Origin of the sequence: Castellaniella sp. (genome assembly GCF_034675905.1) — a bacterium.
Lineage (GTDB): Bacteria > Pseudomonadota > Gammaproteobacteria > Burkholderiales > Burkholderiaceae_B > Castellaniella.
The window spans coordinates 20,972-38,671 of sequence record NZ_JAUCCV010000004.1; the positions used below are offsets into that span (position 1 = coordinate 20,972).

Here is a 17,700-nt window from a genome sequence, read left to right on the forward strand (position 1 = left end):
GGGGATGAAGTCGGCCCATACACTGAAATCGGGGGCCAATCCCTTATTATAATTTCGAGGTTCCCCCTAGCGATGTCCCTGTCACCTGCCATGAATTCACCCGAGATCGACACCTATTCCGCCCAGGACGCCCCGGAATTCGCCCCCGCACAGTTCGTGCGCTGGTTTCGCGAGGTCGCCCCCTATGTGCACGATTTTCGCGGCAAGACCTTTGTCGTGGCGCTGGGCGGGGAACTGATCGAAGACGGCGGCCTGGAAGCCCTGGTGGCGGACCTGTCGCTGCTGTCCGCCCTGGGTATCAAACTGGTGCTGGTCCACGGTTCCCGTCCGCAGGTCAACGAACAGCTGCGCCTGAAAGGTTATACGACGCAGTTCGGCCGAGGCACGGAACCCACGACCCCGGAAGCCCTGGAATGCGCCAAGGAAGCCGCCGGCGAAATCCGCCTGGACATCGAGGCTGCTTTCAGCCAGGGCCTGCCCAACACGCCCATGTCGCACGCCAAGATCCGTGTCATCTCCGGCAATTTCGTCACCGCCCGGCCGGTGGGTGTGATCGACGGGGTGGACTACAAACGGGCCGGCACGGTGCGCAAGCTGGACGTGGATGCCATGCACAACGTCATCAGCCAGGGCGCCATCGTGCTCTTGTCCCCTCTGGGTTTTTCCCCCACCGGCGAAGCCTTCAATCTGGCCATGGAAGACCTGGCCACCAATGCCGCCGTCGCCTTGCGGGCGGAAAAGCTGATCTTCCTGACGCAAAACCGCACTGTCACGGAAACCGACGGCTCGGTGGATACGGAACTGGCGCGCAAGGACGCCGACGATCTGCTGGCGCAAAACGTGCTGGACGAGGACACCAGCGCCTTTCTGGGCCATGCCTCGCTGGCGGTCAAGCGCGGCGTGGCGCGCGCCCATCTGGTGCCCTACACCCTGGACGGCAGCATCCTGCTGGAAATCTTCACCCACGACGGGGTCGGCACCATGGTGGTGGAAGACACTCTGGAAGACCTGCGCCCCGCCCTGGCCGACGACGTCGGCGCTATCGTGCAGCTGATCGAACCGCTGGAAGCCGATGGCACGCTGGTGCCGCGTGGCCGCGCCGTGATCGAACGCGACGTGGAAAAATTCACGGTGCTGGAACACGACGGCGTCATCTACGGCTGCGTGTCCGTCATCCCCTACGCGAACGACGGCATGGCGGAAATGGCCTGTCTGATCGTGCATCCCGAATGGCAAGGCACAGGCGACGGTGAAAAATTGCTGCGCCATGCCGAAACCACGGCGCGCAGCCACGGCGCACGCCGCCTGTTCGTCCTGACGACCCGCACCTCGCACTGGTTCCTGAAGCGCGGCTTCGTACAGGGCGGGGTATCCGACCTGCCCCACGAAAAACGGGCGCACTACAACCATTCGCGCAACAGCCTGGTATTCATCAAACGGCTGTGACACCCGGCATCACGCTCTACAGGAATCCGGCATGAAAATCCTCGTCACCGGCGGCGCCGGATTCATCGGCTCCGCCTTGATCCGCCACCTGATCACCGGCACCCGCCACCATGTCGTCAACGTCGATGCCTTGACCTACGCCGGCAATCTGGAATCCCTGGCGCCGGTTGCCGACGACCCCCGCTACGCCTTTGAGCATCTGGATATCTGTGATGCAGCGGGGCTTGACCGCGCGCTGGCCCTGCACCAGCCCGATGCGGTCATGCATCTGGCGGCGGAATCGCACGTGGACCGTTCCATCGACGGGCCGGCCGCCTTTGTCCAGACGAATCTGGTCGGCACCTACACCCTGCTGGAAGCCGTCCGCCGTTACTGGAACGGCCTGGATGCCGACGCCCAGCAAGCCTTCCGTTTTCATCATATTTCAACCGACGAGGTCTACGGCGATCTGGCGGACACCGGCGCGTTGTTCACGGAAGCCACCGCCTACGCCCCCAGCTCGCCCTACTCCGCCAGCAAGGCGGGGTCCGACCATCTGGTGCGCGCCTGGCACCGCACCTATGGCCTGCCGGTGCTGGTGACGAACTGCTCGAACAATTACGGCCCTTATCACTTCCCGGAAAAACTGATCCCTCTGGTGATCCTGAACGCCCTGGAAGGCAAGCCGCTGCCGGTCTATGGCCAGGGGCTGCAAGTCCGCGACTGGCTCTACGTCGAAGACCACGCACGTGCGCTGCTGCGCGTGCTCGAATCGGGTGTGCCCGGCGACACCTACAACGTCGGCGGCCATAACGAACAGCGCAACATCGACGTCGTCCAGATGATCTGCAGCTTGCTGGAAGAACTGGCGCCGCAGCACCCGGCAGGCATCCAGCGCTATGCGGACCTGATCACGCACGTCGCCGACCGCCCCGGACACGATCTGCGCTACGCCATCGACTCAGGCAAGATCCAGCGCGAACTGAACTGGACACCCCAGGAAACCTTTGCCAGCGGGCTGCGCAAGACGGTGCAATGGTATCTGGGTCACCGCGACTGGTGCCGCCGAGTCCAGGACGGCAGCTACCAGCGGCAGCGCCTGGGGCTGAACGCGACCGCCTCGGATCAGGCTGCGTCCGCCTGATGCCCGCCGCCATGGCGCCCTGCGGCCCGCGCATCCTGGTGACGGGTGCGGACGGCCAATTGGGCCGGTCCTTGCAAGCCCTGGCCGCACAGGACCGGAGCCCCGCCGCCTACCTCTTCGTCAGTCGGGCTGAGCTGGACATCACCGACGCGGCGGCCCTGGACCGCTGGCTGGATGCGCATCCGGTCGACTATCTGATCAATGCCGCCGCCTACACGGCGGTGGATCGCGCCGCCACCGACATGGACACGGCGATGGCCGTCAACGCGCGCGCCCCCGGCCTGCTGGCCCGCTGCTGCGCAGCGCGCAGCGCCCGCCTGCTGCACGTGTCCACCGACTATGTCTTTGACGGTGCGCTGGACCGCGCCTATCGCGAATCCGACGCGCACAATCCACTGAACACCTACGGGCGCAGCAAACTGCTGGGCGAACAGGCGGCCCTGGCAGCCGCACCTGACACGATCATCGTCCGCACCAGTTGGGTCTTCAGCGTCTGGGGCGGCAATTTCGTGCGCACCATGCTGCGCCTGGGCGCGCAACACGACCACCTGCGGGTCATCCATGACCAGACCGGCGGCCCGACCTGGGCGGGGCATCTGGCCGGTGTCCTGCACCGGCTGGTCTTGCAATCCCACGGCGCCGCACCGAACGATCTGCAGATGGCGACCGGCGCCCCTTCTTCGCGCATTCCGGGCGGCGTCTATCATTTCTCGGGCAGCCCCTGGGTCAGCTGGCATGGATTCGCCCAGGAAATCTTCACCCAGGCCTTGGATCTCGGCCTGATCCCGCGCCTGCCAACAGTCGAGGCCATCCGGTCGCAGGACTGGCCCTCGCCCGAGCCCCGGCCTGCCAACAGCCGCCTGGACTGCGCACGACTGGAAACGCTGCTGGGGCCGCTGGAACGCGACTGGCGCGCCGGCCTGGCCGAGGTGCTACGGACCTGGCGCGATGCGCCTGTCGGCCCCCTCTGACGGGCGCCTGCTGGCGCACAGGCCGCGGACGCGCGCCTCGGGCGCCTCGCCCGGCAGCCGCTACAATGGCTTGTTGTCCACCTGACGAGAGATCCCCCGACCATGGCCCGCATGATCCACTGCCGCAAACTGAACCGCGAGGCCCCTGGCCTGGACTATCCGCCCTACCCCGGTGAACTGGGTACCCGCATCTGGCGGGAAATTTCCAAAGACGCCTGGGCCAAATGGCAGGACATCCAGACCCGTCTGGTCAATGAAAACCATCTCAGCCTGGCCGACCCCGACGCGCGCAAATTCCTGGCGGATCGCATGAAAGCCTTTCTGTTCGAAGACCAGGACGTCGAGGCTCAGGGGTATACGCCGCCCTCTGCCTGATGCCTGCAACCCCAGATGCACAAAACCCCGCTACGGCGGGGTTTTGCATGCGACGGCACGGACGCCTGGGCTTTCGGCGGATTGCGCAACCCAAGGCCTTCGATCACTGGTCCACTCGGGCAGGATCAGCATACCTCCCATAGGATAAAACCGATCAAGTCCATAAAACCAAGATAGCCTCAAACGGACGCCAATGCTGTACTCCCAGGACGGATGTTCCACCTGGGAGACGCTCACCCCCAGAACGCCATCCTCCTATTTATCGTTACAACAATAAATCCATGGATGTCATACACTGGGACGAAGCGAAGCGGGCGTCCAACCTGGCGAAACACGGCCTGGACTTTATTGACGCCGCCCTGGTTCTCAGCAGCCCCTACAGGCTCGACATAGACCAGATGCGGCAGGATGAGTGGCGAACACAATCCTTCGCCTATGTGTTCGACATGCTGGCAGTGCTGACTGTCGTGCACCACACCCGGAACGGCGGGTTAAGGATTATCAGTTTCCGACCTGCCAGTCTCGAAGAAAGGAGCATCTATCATGGCTGGCTCGAAAATGACTTCGATGTCACTGGATGACATGCGGACGGCATCCATAGCAGGAAAAAGCCTGACAGATGTGGCGCGTGTCCGCGCTGCCAGCCCTTATGTCTGGGATGGCAAGGACCTGGACGACAAACCGCTCTCGCAACAGGAAATGCGGTCCGGAATCCTGGCAGCGCGCAAGCGCCGCGGGCGCCCTGTCGGCAGCGACAAGAAATCGACGACGATCCGTTTCGACCGCGATATCCTGGATGCTTTTCGGGCAGCAGGACCAGGTTGGCAGACACGGATCAATGCTGCATTGCGCGATTGGCTGAAAACGCACGGCCCGTCGCTTGGTCGCCCCCAGGATTAGATAAGCATCCAGATCCCATAGGCGACGCACGCAATCAGTCGCGGGGTTCGGGCGGTTCGCCCCGCGCCAGCCGTTCCGTATTGGTCACGCCCGTATGGCGCACATCGTCGCCGCGCACCATGTAGATGACGCGTTCGGCCATGTTCTTTGCATGATCGCCGATGCGTTCCAACGCGCGGGCGACGAAGATCAGGTCGATGGAATGCGAAATGGTGCGCGGGTCTTCGATCATGTAGGTGATGATGTGGCGCAGGGAGGCTTTCCATTCCTTGTCCACGTCTTTATCGTTGCGCACCACCTGGGCGGCTGCCACCGGGTCTTCGCGGGCAAAGGCGTCCAGCGCCGCCCTGATCATCGCCGCCACGGCGTCGGCCATGTGGCGCAGTTCGATCACGGGTTCATAGGACGAATCGCCCTCGTGCAAACGACGGGCGACCTTGGCGATTTTTTCGGCTTCGTCGCCGCAGCGTTCCATGTCGGTCAGCATCTTCGACACCGACAGCAACAGCCGCAGGTCGACGGCCGTGGGCTGGTTGCGGGCGATCAACTGGCTGATGCGCTCGTCGATATCGATCTCGAACTGGTTGACCTGGCGCTCGTGTTCCCGCACCCGTTCCACCAGTTGCAATTCGCCTTCGGACAGCGCCTGGATGCCGTCGAGCACCATGGACTCGACCAGACCCCCCATCTGCAGAAACATGGACCGCGTGGTTTCGAGTTCACCGTGAAATTGTTTATTGGTATGTTCCAGCATCGAGGGACCTTTTTGCTGCCGCGCAGGCGATTTCAAGGAGGGCACAGCGTACCATCACGCCTGCCGCTTGGAAAGAAGCCCAGCATAGCAGGCGGATATGACAATCACATGACGGTCAGTCGACGGTCAGTCGTCCTGCAATTCCAGCCTGGAGACGCCGTCCTGCCCCGCCACCAGCGCCACATGCGCCCCGGAGATTGCAAACAGGCCGCAGCAGACGACGCCGGGGATATTGTTCAGCATGGCCTCGAAGGCGGCCGGATCGCCATAGCGCAGCCCCGACACATCCAGAATCTGGTTGCCATTGTCGGTCGTAAATCCGGCGCGCAGCACCGGCTGCCCGCCCAATTGGCGGATCTCGCGGGCGACGGCCTCGCGCGCCAGGGGGACGACCTCGATGGGCAGCGGAAAGCCGCCCAGCTGGTCCACCAGCTTGGAGGCGTCGACGATGCAGACGAAACGGTCCGCCACCGAAGAGACGATTTTTTCCCGGGTCAGCGCGCCGCCCCCGCCCTTGATCATGTTCAGCTGATGATCGATCTCATCGGCCCCATCCACGTACAGCGCCGTCGCGGTGATGTCATTCAGATCCAGCACGCGGATACCCGCCGCCTGCAGACGCTGGGTGCTGCGTTCGGAACTGGATACCGCCGCATGGAAAGCCTGGCGGTGCGCCGCCAGCAGATCGATGAAACGGTCCACGGTGGACCCCGTCCCCACCCCCAGGATGCTATCGGGCTGCAATTGCGGCAGTACATAATCCAGCGCAGCCTGCGCGACTTGTTGCTTCAGTTCATCCTGGGTCAGCATGGGAAACATCCGGTCAGTGTGAGAAAGGTCTGTATTTTAAGGGCTGCGGCGGCAGATGCAGGCTTTGCAGCGACAGCGCCACGTGATCAGTCACCGGCACGCCTGAAAATCCCACGCTTGCCGCCGGAACCGGTAATATCACTCTCCGCATCCATATTATTTTCAGAATATCAACGATTTAGTTCAGGCCAACCGCCCGTCCGGACGCCTTCGAGGGGAACCCATATGTGCAATTCGATATCCTGTACACACGCGCAACCCGTATCCCGCCGCCGTTTCCTGCGCTCATCAGCCGCCCTGGCGCTTGCCCTGACGGCATCCGCCGGGATCGGCGGCTTAGCCAGCCCAACGGCCCAAGCCAAAGGGCTGCCCAAACCCGATAACGACCTATCGCCCGACGCAGCCATCCAACGCCTGATCGAAGGCAACCAGCGCTATGTCTCCGGTGTCAGGCTGCGCCACAATTTCGCCCATGAACGCCAGGCGCTGGCCGGCGGCCAGAATCCCTACGCCGCCATTCTGGGCTGCGCCGATTCGCGCGTCGCACCCGAATACGCATTCGACAGCGCACGCGGTGACCTGTTCGTCGCGCGGGTCGCGGGCAATTTCGCCAATGACGATATGCTGGGCAGCCTGGAATATGCCGTGGCCGTGCTGGAGGTACCCGCAATCCTGGTCCTGGGACACGAGAAATGCGGCGCTGTCGGCTCCGCCGTCAAAGCGGTGAAAGACCACGCACAATTCCCTGGCCATATCCAGTCCCTGGTGACGGCACTGATTCCCGCCGTCCAGCAGGCCGGTGTGAACCGAGCCGGGCTGCTGGACGCCGCCATCGAACAGAACGTGCGCAACAGCATGGCGGACCTGACGGCTCGATCCGACATCATCGCCCAGGCGCAACAAGCCGGGAAACTGAAGATTGCCGGCGGGATCTACCGCCTGGATACGGGCAAGGTCGATTTCCTGATTTGATGACCGAGGATGCACGAGGCGCTGCGCTCCAGGCGGCGCGGTGCGGCAGATCAGAGCGGGGCAACGCCCATCAGAAGGCTTCCGTTCACACCAGTCTTCGTCAAATTTGCAATAATGCCGCGTCTCCCGAACGTTCCTTCCCACTATGTTTGACCTATTCTCGGGCTTGCCCCTGGCGGTTGGGCTCAGCCTGGTGCTGGCGCTGACGCTTGTCCTGGTCTTTGAATTCATCAACGGCTTTCACGACACCGCCAATGCCGTCGCCACGGTCATCTATACCAAGGCCATGCCGCCGCACCTGGCCGTGTTCTTCTCCGGCATCTGCAATTTCCTGGGCGTGCTGCTGGGCGGCGTGGGCGTGGCCTACGCCATCGTCCATCTCCTGCCCGTGGACATGCTGCTGAACCTGAATAACGGGCGCAGTCTGGCCATGGTGTTTTCCATGCTGATCACGGCCATCGCCTGGAACCTGGGCACCTGGTATTTCGGCATCCCCGCCTCCAGCTCGCATACGCTGATCGGTGCGATCCTGGGCGTGGGTCTGACCAACGGTCTGTTGACCGGCCTGCCCATCGGCGCCGGCATCAACTGGGGCAAGGCGCTGGACGTCGGCCTGTCGCTGATCATCTCGCCGTTGGCCGGCTTCGTCGTGGCGGCCTTGCTGCTGCTGGGTCTCAAGAAGCTGTTCGCCGGGTCGAAGATGCACAAGACACCCGAAGAACGCCGCGCCATCAATGACAAGAAGCACCCGCCCTTCTGGAACCGCCTGGTGCTGGTGCTGTCGGCCCTGTGCGTCAGCTTCGTGCATGGCTCCAACGACGGACAAAAGGGCATCGGCCTGGTCATGCTGGTGCTGATCGGCATCGTTCCTGCCCAGTTCGTCCTGAACCCGGCCAGCACGCCCTACCAGATCCAGCGCACCTACGATGCCGCCGCCCATCTGAACGACCTGTACCTGCGCAACCAGGCGGTCCTGGGCGACTACCTGGCGATCCGGCAGTCGCACAACCCCGAATTGCCCCCGGCCCCTCGCTGCAATCCGCAGAACACCCTGTCCGCCATCCAGGCGGTGCGCCATAGTCTGGATGGCGTGCGCACCTACGACGAACTGTCGCCCGACACGCGAGGACGCGTGCGCCGTCACCTGCTCTGCCTGGACGACACGGCCCGCAAGGTGGCCAGCCTGGGTGTGCTGCCCGCCGGCGAGGCCGCCGATCTGCGCCGCCTGCGCACCGACCTGTCGGCGACGACGGAATATGCACCGCTCTGGGTGATCGCGGCCGTCGCGCTGGCATTGGGCCTGGGTACCATGGTGGGCTGGCGCCGCGTCGTGCGGACCGTGGGTGAAAAGATCGGCAAGCAGGGCATGACCTATGCCCAAGGCATGGCCGCCCAGATCACCGCCGTCGGCGCCATCGGTATCGCCAATGCGTTCAGTCTGCCGGTGTCGACCACGCAGGTACTGTCCTCGGGCGTGGCCGGCGCCATGGTGGCCAACCGCAGCGGCCTGCACAACGGCACCGTGCGCACCATCCTGCTGGCCTGGCTGCTGACCTTTCCGGCCAGCATGCTGCTGTCGGCAGGTCTGTTCGCCCTGGCGGTGCTGACGCTGGGCCTGTAGGCGCGGCGCTTACCCCGCCTGCCGCCGGGAGGCCTGGATCTGCATCCGATTGACGGCGACGACGATGATGCCGACCAGCAGGATGAACAGTGTCGCCAGTGCATTGATCTCAGGCTTCAGGCCCAGGCGCACGCGGGAAAAAACTTCTAGCGGCAGCGTGGTGTAACCCGGTCCGGACAAGAAGGCCGCCACCACCACATCGTCCAGCGACAGCGTGAAGGCCAGCAACCAGGCGGCCAGCAACGCCGGGGCGATCAGCGGCAGGGTAATCAGAAAAAAGACCTTCAACGGCGAGGCGCCCAGATCCAGGGCGGCTTCTTCCAGCGAACGATCCAGGTCGCGCACGCGCGATTGAATGATGACGGCGGCATAAGCCGTGCACAAGGTCACGTGCCCCACCCAGATGGTGAACAGACCATTGCCGTCGGGCCAGCCGACGATCTTCGAAAACTCCACGAACATGAGCAGCAGCGAAATGCCCAGCACGACTTCGGGCATGACCAGCGGCGCGCTGAGCATGCCGATATACAGGCCAAAGCCGCGAAAACGTCCCATGCGGGCCAGCACATAACCGGCCCAGGTGCCCATCACCACGGCGGCCGTCGCCGTCAGAAAGGCGATCAGGAAGGACAGGCGCGCCGCCGATAGCAAGGCCTGATCCTGAAACAGCGAACGATACCAGCGCAGCGAAAACCCAGACCAGGAGTTCATCAGCGTGGAATCATTGAAGGAAAACACCATCAAGCAGATGATAGGCACGTACAGAAACCCGTAGCCGACAGCCAAAGACAGAAAACGGAACCAGGATGACTGCCGCATCATCGTTCCCGCCCGGCCATCTGACGGGCCTGGTTGTACTGAAAGAGCGACAGCGGCACCAGCAGCAACAACACCATGACGCAGGTCACGGCGGCGGCCATCGGCCAGTCGGCATTATTGAAAAACTCGTTCCACATGACACGCCCCATCATCAGGGTGTTGGCCCCTCCCAGCATCTCGGGGATCACGTATTCCCCTACGGATGGAATAAAAACCAGCATAGCCCCGGCAATCACGCCGGGCATGGACAAGGGCAGCGTGATCTGCAAAAAGGCCCGCCAGGGCCGCGCACCCAGATCGTAGGCGGCTTCCAGCAGGCGGCCATCCAGCTTCACCAGGTTGGCGTACAGCGGCAGGATGAAAAACGGCAGATAGGCGTAGATCAACCCGATATAGACCGCCAGGTCCGTACGGTAGATTTCCAGCGGAGCGTCGATCAGCCCCAGGCTCATCAACAGATGGTTCAGCAGCCCGTCGTTGCGCAGAATGCCGACCCAGGCATAGACCCGCAGCAGCAACGAGGTCCAGAACGGCAGAATCACGCCCAGCAGCAACAGATTGCGGATTTCCGGACGCGAACGGGCGATGTGATACGCCATGGGGTAACCGATCAACGCGCAGCACAGCGTCGTGATCAGGGCCATCTTGACCGAGTTCAGATAGACCGCCGCATACAGGCTGTCGGTGAACAGCAGCACGTAGCCGCGCAGATGCAGCGCCAGCGACAGGGTCTGGTCCTGCAAGGCGGCGATCGGCAGATACGGCGGAATACCGAACTGCAGATCTGAAAAACTGATCTTCAGAACCAGCAGGAACGGCACCAGCAAAAACAGCGTCAGCCAGGCAAAGGGCACGGCAATCGCCCATTGGCGAGCGCTGGGTCGGCGGCTGAGGTTCATGAGGCCAGCACCGTCCCGGCGTCATGGGACCAGGCCACATAGACCTCTTCGTCCACGCCGGGCGCGTCCGATTGGCTCCAGTCCAGGCTGGGCACGCTGGCTTCGATGGTCTGCCCGGCATCCAGGCGGATCTGGTAGCGGGTCGTGCTGCCCATCCAGGCCACATGCGACACCATGCCGTGTCCCCAGTTGGATTCGGATTCCGGCGCCTGGCGGCTGACGCGGATCTGTTCCGGACGGATGGACACGTGGACTTCCATGCCCAGCGGTTCGCTGATGCCGTGGCTGACGTACAGCGGCCGCGACAGTGCGTCGCTTTCGATCAGCACATGGTCGGGCTCATCCACCACGATGGTGCCGGTGAACAGATTCGTCGAACCGATGAAACCGGCCACGAAACGGGTGCTGGGAAAGGTATAGACATCGTGCGGCGTGCCGCACTGCACGATCTGGCCTTCCGTCATGACGGCCAGGCGATGGGCCATGGTCATAGCTTCTTCCTGGTCGTGCGTCACCATGATGCAGGTGACGCCCACCTGATCCAGAATCTTCACCAGCTCGATCTGCGTGGCCTGGCGGATCTGCTTGTCCAGCGCCGACATGGGTTCGTCCAGCAACAGCAGCTTGGGGCGCTTGACCAGGCTGCGGGCCAGCGCCACGCGCTGCTGCTGGCCGCCGGACAGCTGATGGGGCTTGCGCCGGGCATAGCCGGCCATCTGCACCAGATCCAGGGCCTCGAAGACCCGTTCGTGGATCTCATGGCGCGGCACGCCTTCCTGTTTCAGGCCAAAGGCCACGTTGGCTTCCACCGTCATGTGCGGAAACAGGGCGTAGGACTGGAACATCATGTTCACCGGCCGCCGATGCGGCGGCAGGCTGGTGATGTCTTCATCGTCCAGGATGATGCGCCCGGACGTGGGCTCTTCGAAACCGGCCAGCATGCGCAGCAGCGTCGATTTGCCGCAGCCCGAGCTGCCCAGCAAAGCAAAGATCTCGTGCCGGCGCACGGACAGGCTGACGGATTTCACCGCCACCGTGTCGCCGAAGATCTTGACCACGTCCTCGATGCGCACGAAGTCATCGGCCTCGCCCTGGCGAGGCATGCCGCGCGGGTCCTGCATGATCATCAGCGCCCGGTCTTCAACTGCGCCCACATCTGCGTCTGCAGGCGCAGGATGTTCATGGGTTGCGGCTTGATGACGAACAGCGTGCGGGACACTTCCGGCGAGGGATAGATCATGGGATTGTCGGCGACTTCCTTGACCACGTACTTCCGGGCTTCCTGATTGGCGTTCGGATAGAACATGGTGTTGGTGATGGCCGCGTGCACCTGCGGAGTTTCGATGTAGTTGATGAAGGCGTGCGCCTCGTCCACATGTTCGGCGCTCTTGGGGATGGCCATGGTGTCGAACCAGACCGGCGCACCGCCATCGGGGATGAAATAGTCGATGGCATAGGATTTATTCGCCTCGCGGGCCCGCGCCGAGGCGATCATCACATCGCCGGAAAAACCATAGACCATGCACAGGCCGTCGGACGCCAATTCATCGATATAGCCCGACGAACTGAACTGACGGATATAGGGACGGATGGTCTTCAACAAGGCCAAGGCGGCCTCGTAGTCCTTGGGGTCGCTGCTGTTGGGATCTTTGCCCAGATAGTGCAGTGCGGCGGGAAACACCTGGGCAGCCTCGTCCAGCACGGAAATACCACAGGACTGCAGCTTGGCGGCATTTTCAGGCTTGAACAGCATGTCCCAGGAATTCAGGGGAGCATCCGCGCCCATGACCTCACGCACCTTGGTGACGTTGTAACCCAGGCCATTGGTGCCATAGCCCCAAGGCACCAGATACTGGTTGCCAGGGTCCACCGTGGCGACCAGCGCCATCAGATCGGGGTCCAGATACTGCCAATTGGGAATTTTCGAACGATCCAGCTTCTGGAGCAGGCCGCCCTGAACCTGACGGGCGGCATAGTGCGTGGACGGCACGACCACGTCATAACCGGATTTACCCGTCAGCAGCTTGGCCTGCAGGGTGTCGTTGGTATCGTAGACGTCGTAACGGATTTTGATGCCGGTGGTCTTCTCAAAGCCGGACAGCGTGTCAGGTGCCGTGTATTCAGCCCAGTTGTAGACATTGACGACGCGATCCTGGGCATGCACCGCCCCGGCTGCAAGCAGCGCGGCGGTGGCCAACAGGGTATGAACGGTGCCGATTTTCATGGCAAGGTCCCCATAGAAAGGTCAACAAGGGGATCACCGGGACCGGATGGCGCCGCCATTTTCAGGCAGACAGCCGCCGATAGGCTCCGTCCAGTGCATCCCACCACTGCGCTCCGCGCGCGCCGGCTACCTTAACCAAAGACCGCCGCAGACGCAATAAATTTTTACGCCGCTGTCCCGGGGACACAACACCCAGGCGGGCGCGATCGAAATCGATCAGCCAGACCTGGCCCTGTCCGTCGAACAAAATGTTGTAGGCGTTCAGGTCCGCGTGCCAGACGCCAGCGTCGTGCACAGCCAGGATCGCCTGCGCGACAGTGTCCGGATCCGCCTGATCCAGCAGGCCCGCCAATGCCCGCGCGCCTGGAATCCGGGCGATCAGAATGGCGTTGCGATAGAACAGGCCAGTGCGCCAATAGGCTGCCGCCAAGGGTTCCGGCGCCCGCAAGCCTGCCGCCTGCAGATGCGCCAGCACCCGTACTTCGGCCCAGGCCCGCACCCGGGATTCCCCCAACCAGAAATAGGCGTTTCGCCCCAGGCGCGCCCGCAGCCCGCCGCGCCGGTAATGCCGCAGGACTGCTCCACCGTGATCGCCTTCCACAAACCAGGCGGCCTGCCGTCCGCCCTCGCCCACCGCGACGGCTCCCGGGCGTTGAGGGTCGAACCATTCCGCCTGCGCCACAGCAGCCAGCCGTTCCGGCACGCACAGGGCGCCTGCCGGAGCAGGACGGCGTACCCAGCCGGCGGGCAGCGCCATCATGCCGGCCCTCGCGCCAGCAGCAGCGCCATGATGAGCAGCAGCATGCAGGCAAAGATCAATTTAAGCCGCGCCTCGGGCAAGGCATAGGCCAGGCGCACGCCGTAAGGCACGCACAACAGGCTGCCCAGGGCCAATGGAATCCCCACCAGGCCATGCGCCTGCCCGTGCCAGGCATAGGTGCTCAAGGCCACCACGGTCCCCGGCACGATCATGGTCAAGGCCAAGGCCTGCGCCGAAGTCTGGCGCAGGCGGAACAGCGTCGTCATCAGGGGCACCGCCAGCACGGCGCCGCCGACGCCGAAGATCCCGCCGGTCAGCCCGGCGAAGATACCCACCAGGAAATACCATAAGCGGCGCACCTGGCCGACTTCACGAAAATCACTGTCTGCCCGCTGCCGCGCCTTGCGACCCAGGCTTTCCCGAAAATAGAACAAGGCAATCAGAAACACGAAGCCGGCATAAATGCGGCGCAGCAGCCAGGGATCGATGCCCAGGGCGATCTGGGCGCCGATCCAGGTGAACACGATCGAGCTGCCGGCGCCGGCAGCCGCCGAGCGCAGATCGATGGGAGAGCGCTGATGGTATTTGCGCACCGTCAGCAAGACGGCCGGCAGGACCATGATCAAGGCTGTCCCCTGGGCCGCCTGCTGCTCGTACCCCAGCACCAGGCCCAGCAGCGGAATGGCGAACAGACCGCCGCCGATGCCCAGCACCCCGCCGGAAAACCCGATCACCCCGCCCACCAACAGGCAGGCGGGAATCAGCCACAGGCTCTCGACCATCACAAACGACCCTTAGCGCAAGACACTGAGCACATCCTCGATACGATCCACCGCCTGGATTTCCAGGCCCTCGATCCCCTGGCGCGGCAGATTGGCGCGCGGCACGATGGCCCGCCCAAAGCCCAGCTTGGCCGCTTCACGCAGGCGTTCCTGCCCGCGGGGAGCCGGCCGGATTTCACCGGCCAGACCGATTTCGCCAAATGCCAGCAGCCCTTCGGGCAAAGGCTGATCGCGCATGGACGACAGGATTGCCAGCGCCACCGCCAGATCGGCGGCCGGCTCCATGATGCGCACCCCGCCCACTGCATTGACGAACACATCCTGATCAAAGGTCGCCACGCCGGCATGCCGATGCAGCACGGCCAGCAGCATGGCCAGACGGCTGCTTTCCAGGCCGACCGACAGCCGCCGGGGATTGGGCACATGGGCGGTATCGACCAGCGCCTGGACCTCGACCAGCAACGGCCGGGTGCCTTCTTGTGTGGCCATGACGCACGAGCCCGCCACCTGCCGGGCATGTCCGGCCAGAAACAAGGCCGAAGGATTGCTGACCCCGCGCAAGCCGCGATCCGTCATGGCGAATACGCCCAGTTCATTGACGGCGCCGAAGCGGTTCTTGATGGCGCGCACCAGGCGGAAGGAGGAATGCGTATCGCCCTCGAAATACAGCACGGTATCGACGATATGTTCCAGCACACGAGGACCGGCCAGCGCCCCGTCCTTGGTGACGTGACCGATCAGGATCAAGGTCACGCCGGTCTGCTTGGCGACCCGGGTCAGCTGGGCGGCGCATTCGCGCACCTGGGACACCGAGCCAGGGGCTGCCGTCAGGTCACCCGAATACAGGGTCTGGATCGAATCGATGACGGCAACGCCAGGCCGGCGCTCGACCAGGGCGCTGGTGATCTGTTCCAGGCGGATTTCCGCCAGCAGATCGACGGCATCCCCGGATACACCCAGACGCTGGGCCCGCAAGGCCACCTGCTCGGCGGATTCTTCGCCGGTGACGTACAGCACCGGCCCGCGCTCTGACAAACTGGCCAGGGCCTGCAGCAACAGGGTGGATTTGCCAATGCCCGGATCACCGCCGATCAGCACGACGGCGCCGGCCACCAGCCCGCCGCCCAATACCCGGTCGAATTCTTCGATGCCGGTGGGGTTGCGAGCCTGTTCACGGGCCTCGATGTCGGACAGGCGACGTACTGGCGCCGACCCCGCCAACGGCGCAAAGCGATGCGTGGCCGATGCTGCCGACTCGCGGGATTCCTGCAGGGTATTCCAGGCGCCGCAGTGGGGACAGCGGCCTTCCCATTTGGCGGTCGTGCCGCCGCAATCCGTACACAGAAACAGGGTGCGGGCCTTGGCCATCAGCGGCCCGCCAGGCTGCCGCCCCCATCCACGCCGAGTTCCTGACCGGTGATGAAGGCGGCCTCGTCGCTGAGCAGAAAGACCACGGCGGCGGCGACCTCATCGGCCTGGGCCAAGCGGCCCAAGGGAATGGAAGCCAGCACGGCGCGTTCGGCCTCGCTGCCCACCGGATATTCGGCCCGGAACAAGCCGGTTTCCACGGGTCCCGGCGACACGGCATTGACGGTCACGCCGTAAGGCGCTAATTCCAGCGCCCAGGTGCGCGTGCATCCCAGCAGCGCGCTTTTGGCCGCCGAATAGCTGGTATGCCCCGCCGAGCCATAGACCGCACGGCTGCACAGATTGACGATGCGACCGGCCTTGCGGGCTTTCATGCCCGGCACAAAAGCCTGTACCGCTTGCACGGCGACGCGCACGTTCAGGTCGAACGCCTGATACAAGGACGCCAGATCGACCTCGCCCAGGGGTTCCGGCATCACAGGCCCGACGCAGTTGACCACGGCGTCGACCGGATATTTTTCGCGGATCACCCGCAGCAGTTCCTCCGTTTCACCGGCATTGGCCAGATCACAGGCATACAGATAGCCGGGAAAATCGATGTCCGCCGTATGGCGGGCTAAACCCACCACATGGCAGCCCTGATCGGCCAAGCGCTGGCTGACGGCCCAGCCGATGCCTTTGGTCGCGCCCGTGACGAGCACACAGCTATTTTTCATGGGAAGGTCCTTGGAAACGGCATTACAGTTCGCGGCGCGGCACCCGGGGCGCCACCGCGCACAAAAGTTCGTAGCCGATGGTACCGCAGGCCAGCGCGACTTCGTCCACCGACGGCCCGCCCTGGCCCCACAACACGACGGGGGAGCCTACCCCGGCCGCCGGCACCGGGTCCAAGTCCACCGCCAGCATGTCCATGGACACCCGGCCCACCAGCCGCGTGCGCACCCCGGCCACCGTGATCGGCGTGCCGGTTTCAGCGTGACGGGGATAGCCATCGGCATAGCCGCAAGCCACGATGCCGACCCGCATGGGATGCGGCGCGCGGAAAACCTGTCCATAGCCGACGGCTTCGCCTGCCGGCACCGTATGCACGCTGATCACCTGGGCGCTGAGCGTCATGGCAGGCCGCAGGCCGAAGGCATCGGCGGGCTGGTCGGCAAACGGCGACGCGCCATACAGGCAGATGCCCGGGCGCACCCACTGATCTCCACCCGCCACCCCGGCAGCCAACCCCGGCGTCAGGGTCGCCGCCGAATTACAGACGCTGACCGCACCGGGCAGCCCTTGCGTCACATCCTGGAAACAAGCCAGTTGTTCCTGCGTCAGGGTCGCGTCGTCATCGGCCCGCGCAAAATGCGTCATCTTGCCCAAGGTCCCCAACACACCCACCGTCTGCAGCGCCTGGGCGCGGGCATAGGCATCCCGGTATTCGCCCGGCTGGAAACCCAGCCGATGCATGCCGGTGTTCAGTTTCACCAGGGCATCGAGCGGCGCGCGCACCAGGCCGGCTTCCAGCATGTCGAGCTGTTCCGCGCAATGAATCGTGGTGCTCAGGCAATAACGGAACAGGACATCCAGATCGGCAGGCTCGAAAAAGCCTTCGAGCAGCAGGATCGGTCCGGTCCAGCCCAATTCACGGCAGCGCACGGCCTCGTCCAGATCCAGCATGGCCAGGCCGTCTGCCTGGGAAAATCCGCGCACGGCGGCAGCGATGCCATGACCGTAGCCATGTGATTTCATGACCGCCCAGATGGAAGGCGATCGGTTCGGGTCGTCCTGCGCCAGGCGCTGCGCCACGGTCTGCAGATTATGAGCCAGGGCATTGGTATCGATAGTCGCCAGAATCGGACGCGGCATGGGATCCTCAAAAACAGAAAAA

At 63.8% G+C, this 17,700-nt stretch carries 19 protein-coding genes; 8 read left to right on the plus strand and 11 right to left on the minus strand.

All coding sequences use genetic code 11. From position 1 onward, the window contains the following. The first annotated feature begins 90 nt into the window (after positions 1 to 90). The 6 genes from argA to VDP79_RS05015 all read left to right on the plus strand — a co-directional run bounded on the left by argA (position 91) and on the right by VDP79_RS05015 (position 4,815). Entirely contained in the window at positions 91 to 1,446 is a 1,356-nt protein-coding gene (gene argA / locus VDP79_RS04990; protein ID WP_323017256.1) for an amino-acid N-acetyltransferase, read from the plus strand. Between the two features lie 31 nt (positions 1,447 to 1,477). Further along, positions 1,478 to 2,569 (plus strand): dTDP-glucose 4,6-dehydratase, encoded by a 1,092-nt coding sequence (gene rfbB, locus VDP79_RS04995; RefSeq protein ID WP_323017128.1) that lies wholly within the window; start codon positions 1,478 to 1,480, stop codon positions 2,567 to 2,569. Then, positions 2,569 to 3,540, plus strand: coding sequence for a dTDP-4-dehydrorhamnose reductase (gene rfbD, locus VDP79_RS05000; RefSeq protein ID WP_323017129.1), 972 nt, complete (start codon positions 2,569 to 2,571; stop codon positions 3,538 to 3,540). The genes rfbB and rfbD overlap by 1 nt, the downstream gene beginning before the upstream one ends. Positions 3,541 to 3,642: 102 nt before the next feature. Then, positions 3,643 to 3,915: an oxidative damage protection protein gene (locus VDP79_RS05005; RefSeq protein ID WP_323017130.1), complete on the plus strand. Its 273-nt coding sequence runs from the start codon at positions 3,643 to 3,645 to the stop codon at positions 3,913 to 3,915. A 281-nt stretch (positions 3,916 to 4,196) separates the two neighbouring features. Then, the gene (locus tag VDP79_RS05010; RefSeq protein WP_323017131.1) at positions 4,197 to 4,496 is read left to right on the plus strand and encodes a BrnT family toxin; all 300 of its coding nucleotides are present in this window, start codon (positions 4,197 to 4,199) and stop codon (positions 4,494 to 4,496) included. A gap of 1 nt (position 4,497) precedes the next feature. Continuing rightward, complete coding sequence (locus VDP79_RS05015) at positions 4,498 to 4,815, plus strand: BrnA antitoxin family protein (protein WP_416233054.1); 318 nt, start codon at positions 4,498 to 4,500, stop codon at positions 4,813 to 4,815. 34 nt (positions 4,816 to 4,849) lie between these two features. On the opposite strand, the gene phoU is transcribed toward VDP79_RS05015, so the two are convergent. Next, the gene (phoU, locus tag VDP79_RS05020) at positions 4,850 to 5,569 is read right to left on the minus strand and encodes a phosphate signaling complex protein PhoU (RefSeq protein ID WP_323017132.1); all 720 of its coding nucleotides are present in this window, start codon (positions 5,567 to 5,569) and stop codon (positions 4,850 to 4,852) included. Between the two features lie 126 nt (positions 5,570 to 5,695). After that, entirely contained in the window at positions 5,696 to 6,379 is a 684-nt protein-coding gene (rpiA, locus tag VDP79_RS05025) for a ribose-5-phosphate isomerase RpiA (RefSeq protein WP_323017133.1), read from the minus strand. A 225-nt stretch (positions 6,380 to 6,604) separates the two neighbouring features. On the opposite strand from rpiA, the gene VDP79_RS05030 reads away from it, so the two are divergent. Continuing rightward, positions 6,605 to 7,351 carry a carbonic anhydrase gene (locus VDP79_RS05030; RefSeq protein ID WP_323017134.1) on the plus strand — a complete coding sequence of 249 codons (747 nt, stop codon included), beginning with the start codon at positions 6,605 to 6,607 and terminating at the stop codon, positions 7,349 to 7,351. A 145-nt stretch (positions 7,352 to 7,496) separates the two neighbouring features. Further along, positions 7,497 to 8,972 carry an inorganic phosphate transporter gene (locus tag VDP79_RS05035; protein WP_323017135.1) on the plus strand — a complete coding sequence of 492 codons (1,476 nt, stop codon included), beginning with the start codon at positions 7,497 to 7,499 and terminating at the stop codon, positions 8,970 to 8,972. Positions 8,973 to 8,981: 9 nt separating this feature from the next. Here the strand turns inward: VDP79_RS05035 and VDP79_RS05040 are convergent, their stop codons facing one another. The 9 genes from VDP79_RS05040 to alr form a co-directional block, all read right to left on the minus strand. Beyond that, positions 8,982 to 9,794 (minus strand): ABC transporter permease subunit, encoded by an 813-nt coding sequence (locus VDP79_RS05040; RefSeq protein WP_323017136.1) that lies wholly within the window; start codon positions 9,792 to 9,794, stop codon positions 8,982 to 8,984. Next, positions 9,791 to 10,690 carry an ABC transporter permease subunit gene (locus VDP79_RS05045; RefSeq protein WP_323017137.1) on the minus strand — a complete coding sequence of 300 codons (900 nt, stop codon included), beginning with the start codon at positions 10,688 to 10,690 and terminating at the stop codon, positions 9,791 to 9,793. Before VDP79_RS05045 ends, VDP79_RS05040 begins: the two co-directional genes overlap by 4 nt. Next, entirely contained in the window at positions 10,687 to 11,811 is a 1,125-nt protein-coding gene (locus tag VDP79_RS05050; protein WP_323017258.1) for an ABC transporter ATP-binding protein, read from the minus strand. The genes VDP79_RS05045 and VDP79_RS05050 overlap by 4 nt, the downstream gene beginning before the upstream one ends. Positions 11,812 to 11,816: 5 nt before the next feature. Further along, positions 11,817 to 12,914, minus strand: coding sequence for a polyamine ABC transporter substrate-binding protein (locus VDP79_RS05055; protein WP_323017138.1), 1,098 nt, complete (start codon positions 12,912 to 12,914; stop codon positions 11,817 to 11,819). 61 nt (positions 12,915 to 12,975) lie between these two features. Further along, on the minus strand, positions 12,976 to 13,674 hold the full coding sequence (locus VDP79_RS05060) for a 3-deoxy-D-manno-octulosonic acid kinase (protein WP_323017139.1): 699 nt from the start codon (positions 13,672 to 13,674) through the stop codon (positions 12,976 to 12,978). After that, a complete protein-coding gene (locus VDP79_RS05065) occupies positions 13,671 to 14,456 on the minus strand; it encodes a sulfite exporter TauE/SafE family protein (RefSeq protein WP_323017140.1) in 786 nt (261 codons plus the stop codon). Before VDP79_RS05065 ends, VDP79_RS05060 begins: the two co-directional genes overlap by 4 nt. A 12-nt stretch (positions 14,457 to 14,468) precedes the next feature. Beyond that, complete coding sequence (gene radA, locus VDP79_RS05070; protein WP_323017141.1) at positions 14,469 to 15,824, minus strand: DNA repair protein RadA; 1,356 nt, start codon at positions 15,822 to 15,824, stop codon at positions 14,469 to 14,471. Continuing rightward, a complete protein-coding gene (locus VDP79_RS05075) occupies positions 15,824 to 16,540 on the minus strand; it encodes an SDR family oxidoreductase (RefSeq protein ID WP_323017142.1) in 717 nt (238 codons plus the stop codon). The genes radA and VDP79_RS05075 overlap by 1 nt, the downstream gene beginning before the upstream one ends. Before the next feature lie 22 nt (positions 16,541 to 16,562). After that, a complete protein-coding gene (gene alr / locus VDP79_RS05080) occupies positions 16,563 to 17,678 on the minus strand; it encodes an alanine racemase (RefSeq protein WP_323017143.1) in 1,116 nt (371 codons plus the stop codon). Positions 17,679 to 17,700 lie beyond the last annotated feature (22 nt).

Bases quoted from the DNA above. Each gene is read 5' to 3' on its own strand.
- VDP79_RS05050 (WP_323017258.1), bottom strand. From the start codon at position 11,811: ATGCAGGACCCGCGCGGCATGCCTCGCCAGGGCGAGGCCGATGACTTC.
- radA (WP_323017141.1), bottom strand. From the start codon at position 15,824: ATGGCCAAGGCCCGCACCCTGTTTCTGTGTACGGATTGCGGCGGCACG.
- rpiA (WP_323017133.1), bottom strand. From the start codon at position 6,379: ATGCTGACCCAGGATGAACTGAAGCAACAAGTCGCGCAGGCTGCGCTG.
- VDP79_RS05055 (WP_323017138.1), bottom strand. From the start codon at position 12,914: ATGAAAATCGGCACCGTTCATACCCTGTTGGCCACCGCCGCGCTGCTT.
- VDP79_RS05015 (WP_416233054.1), top strand. From the start codon at position 4,498: ATGCGGACGGCATCCATAGCAGGAAAAAGCCTGACAGATGTGGCGCGT.
- argA (WP_323017256.1), top strand. From the start codon at position 91: ATGAATTCACCCGAGATCGACACCTATTCCGCCCAGGACGCCCCGGAA.
- VDP79_RS05030 (WP_323017134.1), top strand. From the start codon at position 6,605: ATGTGCAATTCGATATCCTGTACACACGCGCAACCCGTATCCCGCCGC.
- VDP79_RS05045 (WP_323017137.1), bottom strand. From the start codon at position 10,690: ATGAACCTCAGCCGCCGACCCAGCGCTCGCCAATGGGCGATTGCCGTG.
- VDP79_RS05005 (WP_323017130.1), top strand. From the start codon at position 3,643: ATGGCCCGCATGATCCACTGCCGCAAACTGAACCGCGAGGCCCCTGGC.
- VDP79_RS05060 (WP_323017139.1), bottom strand. From the start codon at position 13,674: ATGATGGCGCTGCCCGCCGGCTGGGTACGCCGTCCTGCTCCGGCAGGC.
- rfbD (WP_323017129.1), top strand. From the start codon at position 2,569: ATGCCCGCCGCCATGGCGCCCTGCGGCCCGCGCATCCTGGTGACGGGT.
- VDP79_RS05040 (WP_323017136.1), bottom strand. From the start codon at position 9,794: ATGATGCGGCAGTCATCCTGGTTCCGTTTTCTGTCTTTGGCTGTCGGC.
- VDP79_RS05035 (WP_323017135.1), top strand. From the start codon at position 7,497: ATGTTTGACCTATTCTCGGGCTTGCCCCTGGCGGTTGGGCTCAGCCTG.
- phoU (WP_323017132.1), bottom strand. From the start codon at position 5,569: ATGCTGGAACATACCAATAAACAATTTCACGGTGAACTCGAAACCACG.
- rfbB (WP_323017128.1), top strand. From the start codon at position 1,478: ATGAAAATCCTCGTCACCGGCGGCGCCGGATTCATCGGCTCCGCCTTG.
- alr (WP_323017143.1), bottom strand. From the start codon at position 17,678: ATGCCGCGTCCGATTCTGGCGACTATCGATACCAATGCCCTGGCTCAT.
- VDP79_RS05075 (WP_323017142.1), bottom strand. From the start codon at position 16,540: ATGAAAAATAGCTGTGTGCTCGTCACGGGCGCGACCAAAGGCATCGGC.
- VDP79_RS05065 (WP_323017140.1), bottom strand. From the start codon at position 14,456: ATGGTCGAGAGCCTGTGGCTGATTCCCGCCTGCCTGTTGGTGGGCGGG.
- VDP79_RS05010 (WP_323017131.1), top strand. From the start codon at position 4,197: ATGGATGTCATACACTGGGACGAAGCGAAGCGGGCGTCCAACCTGGCG.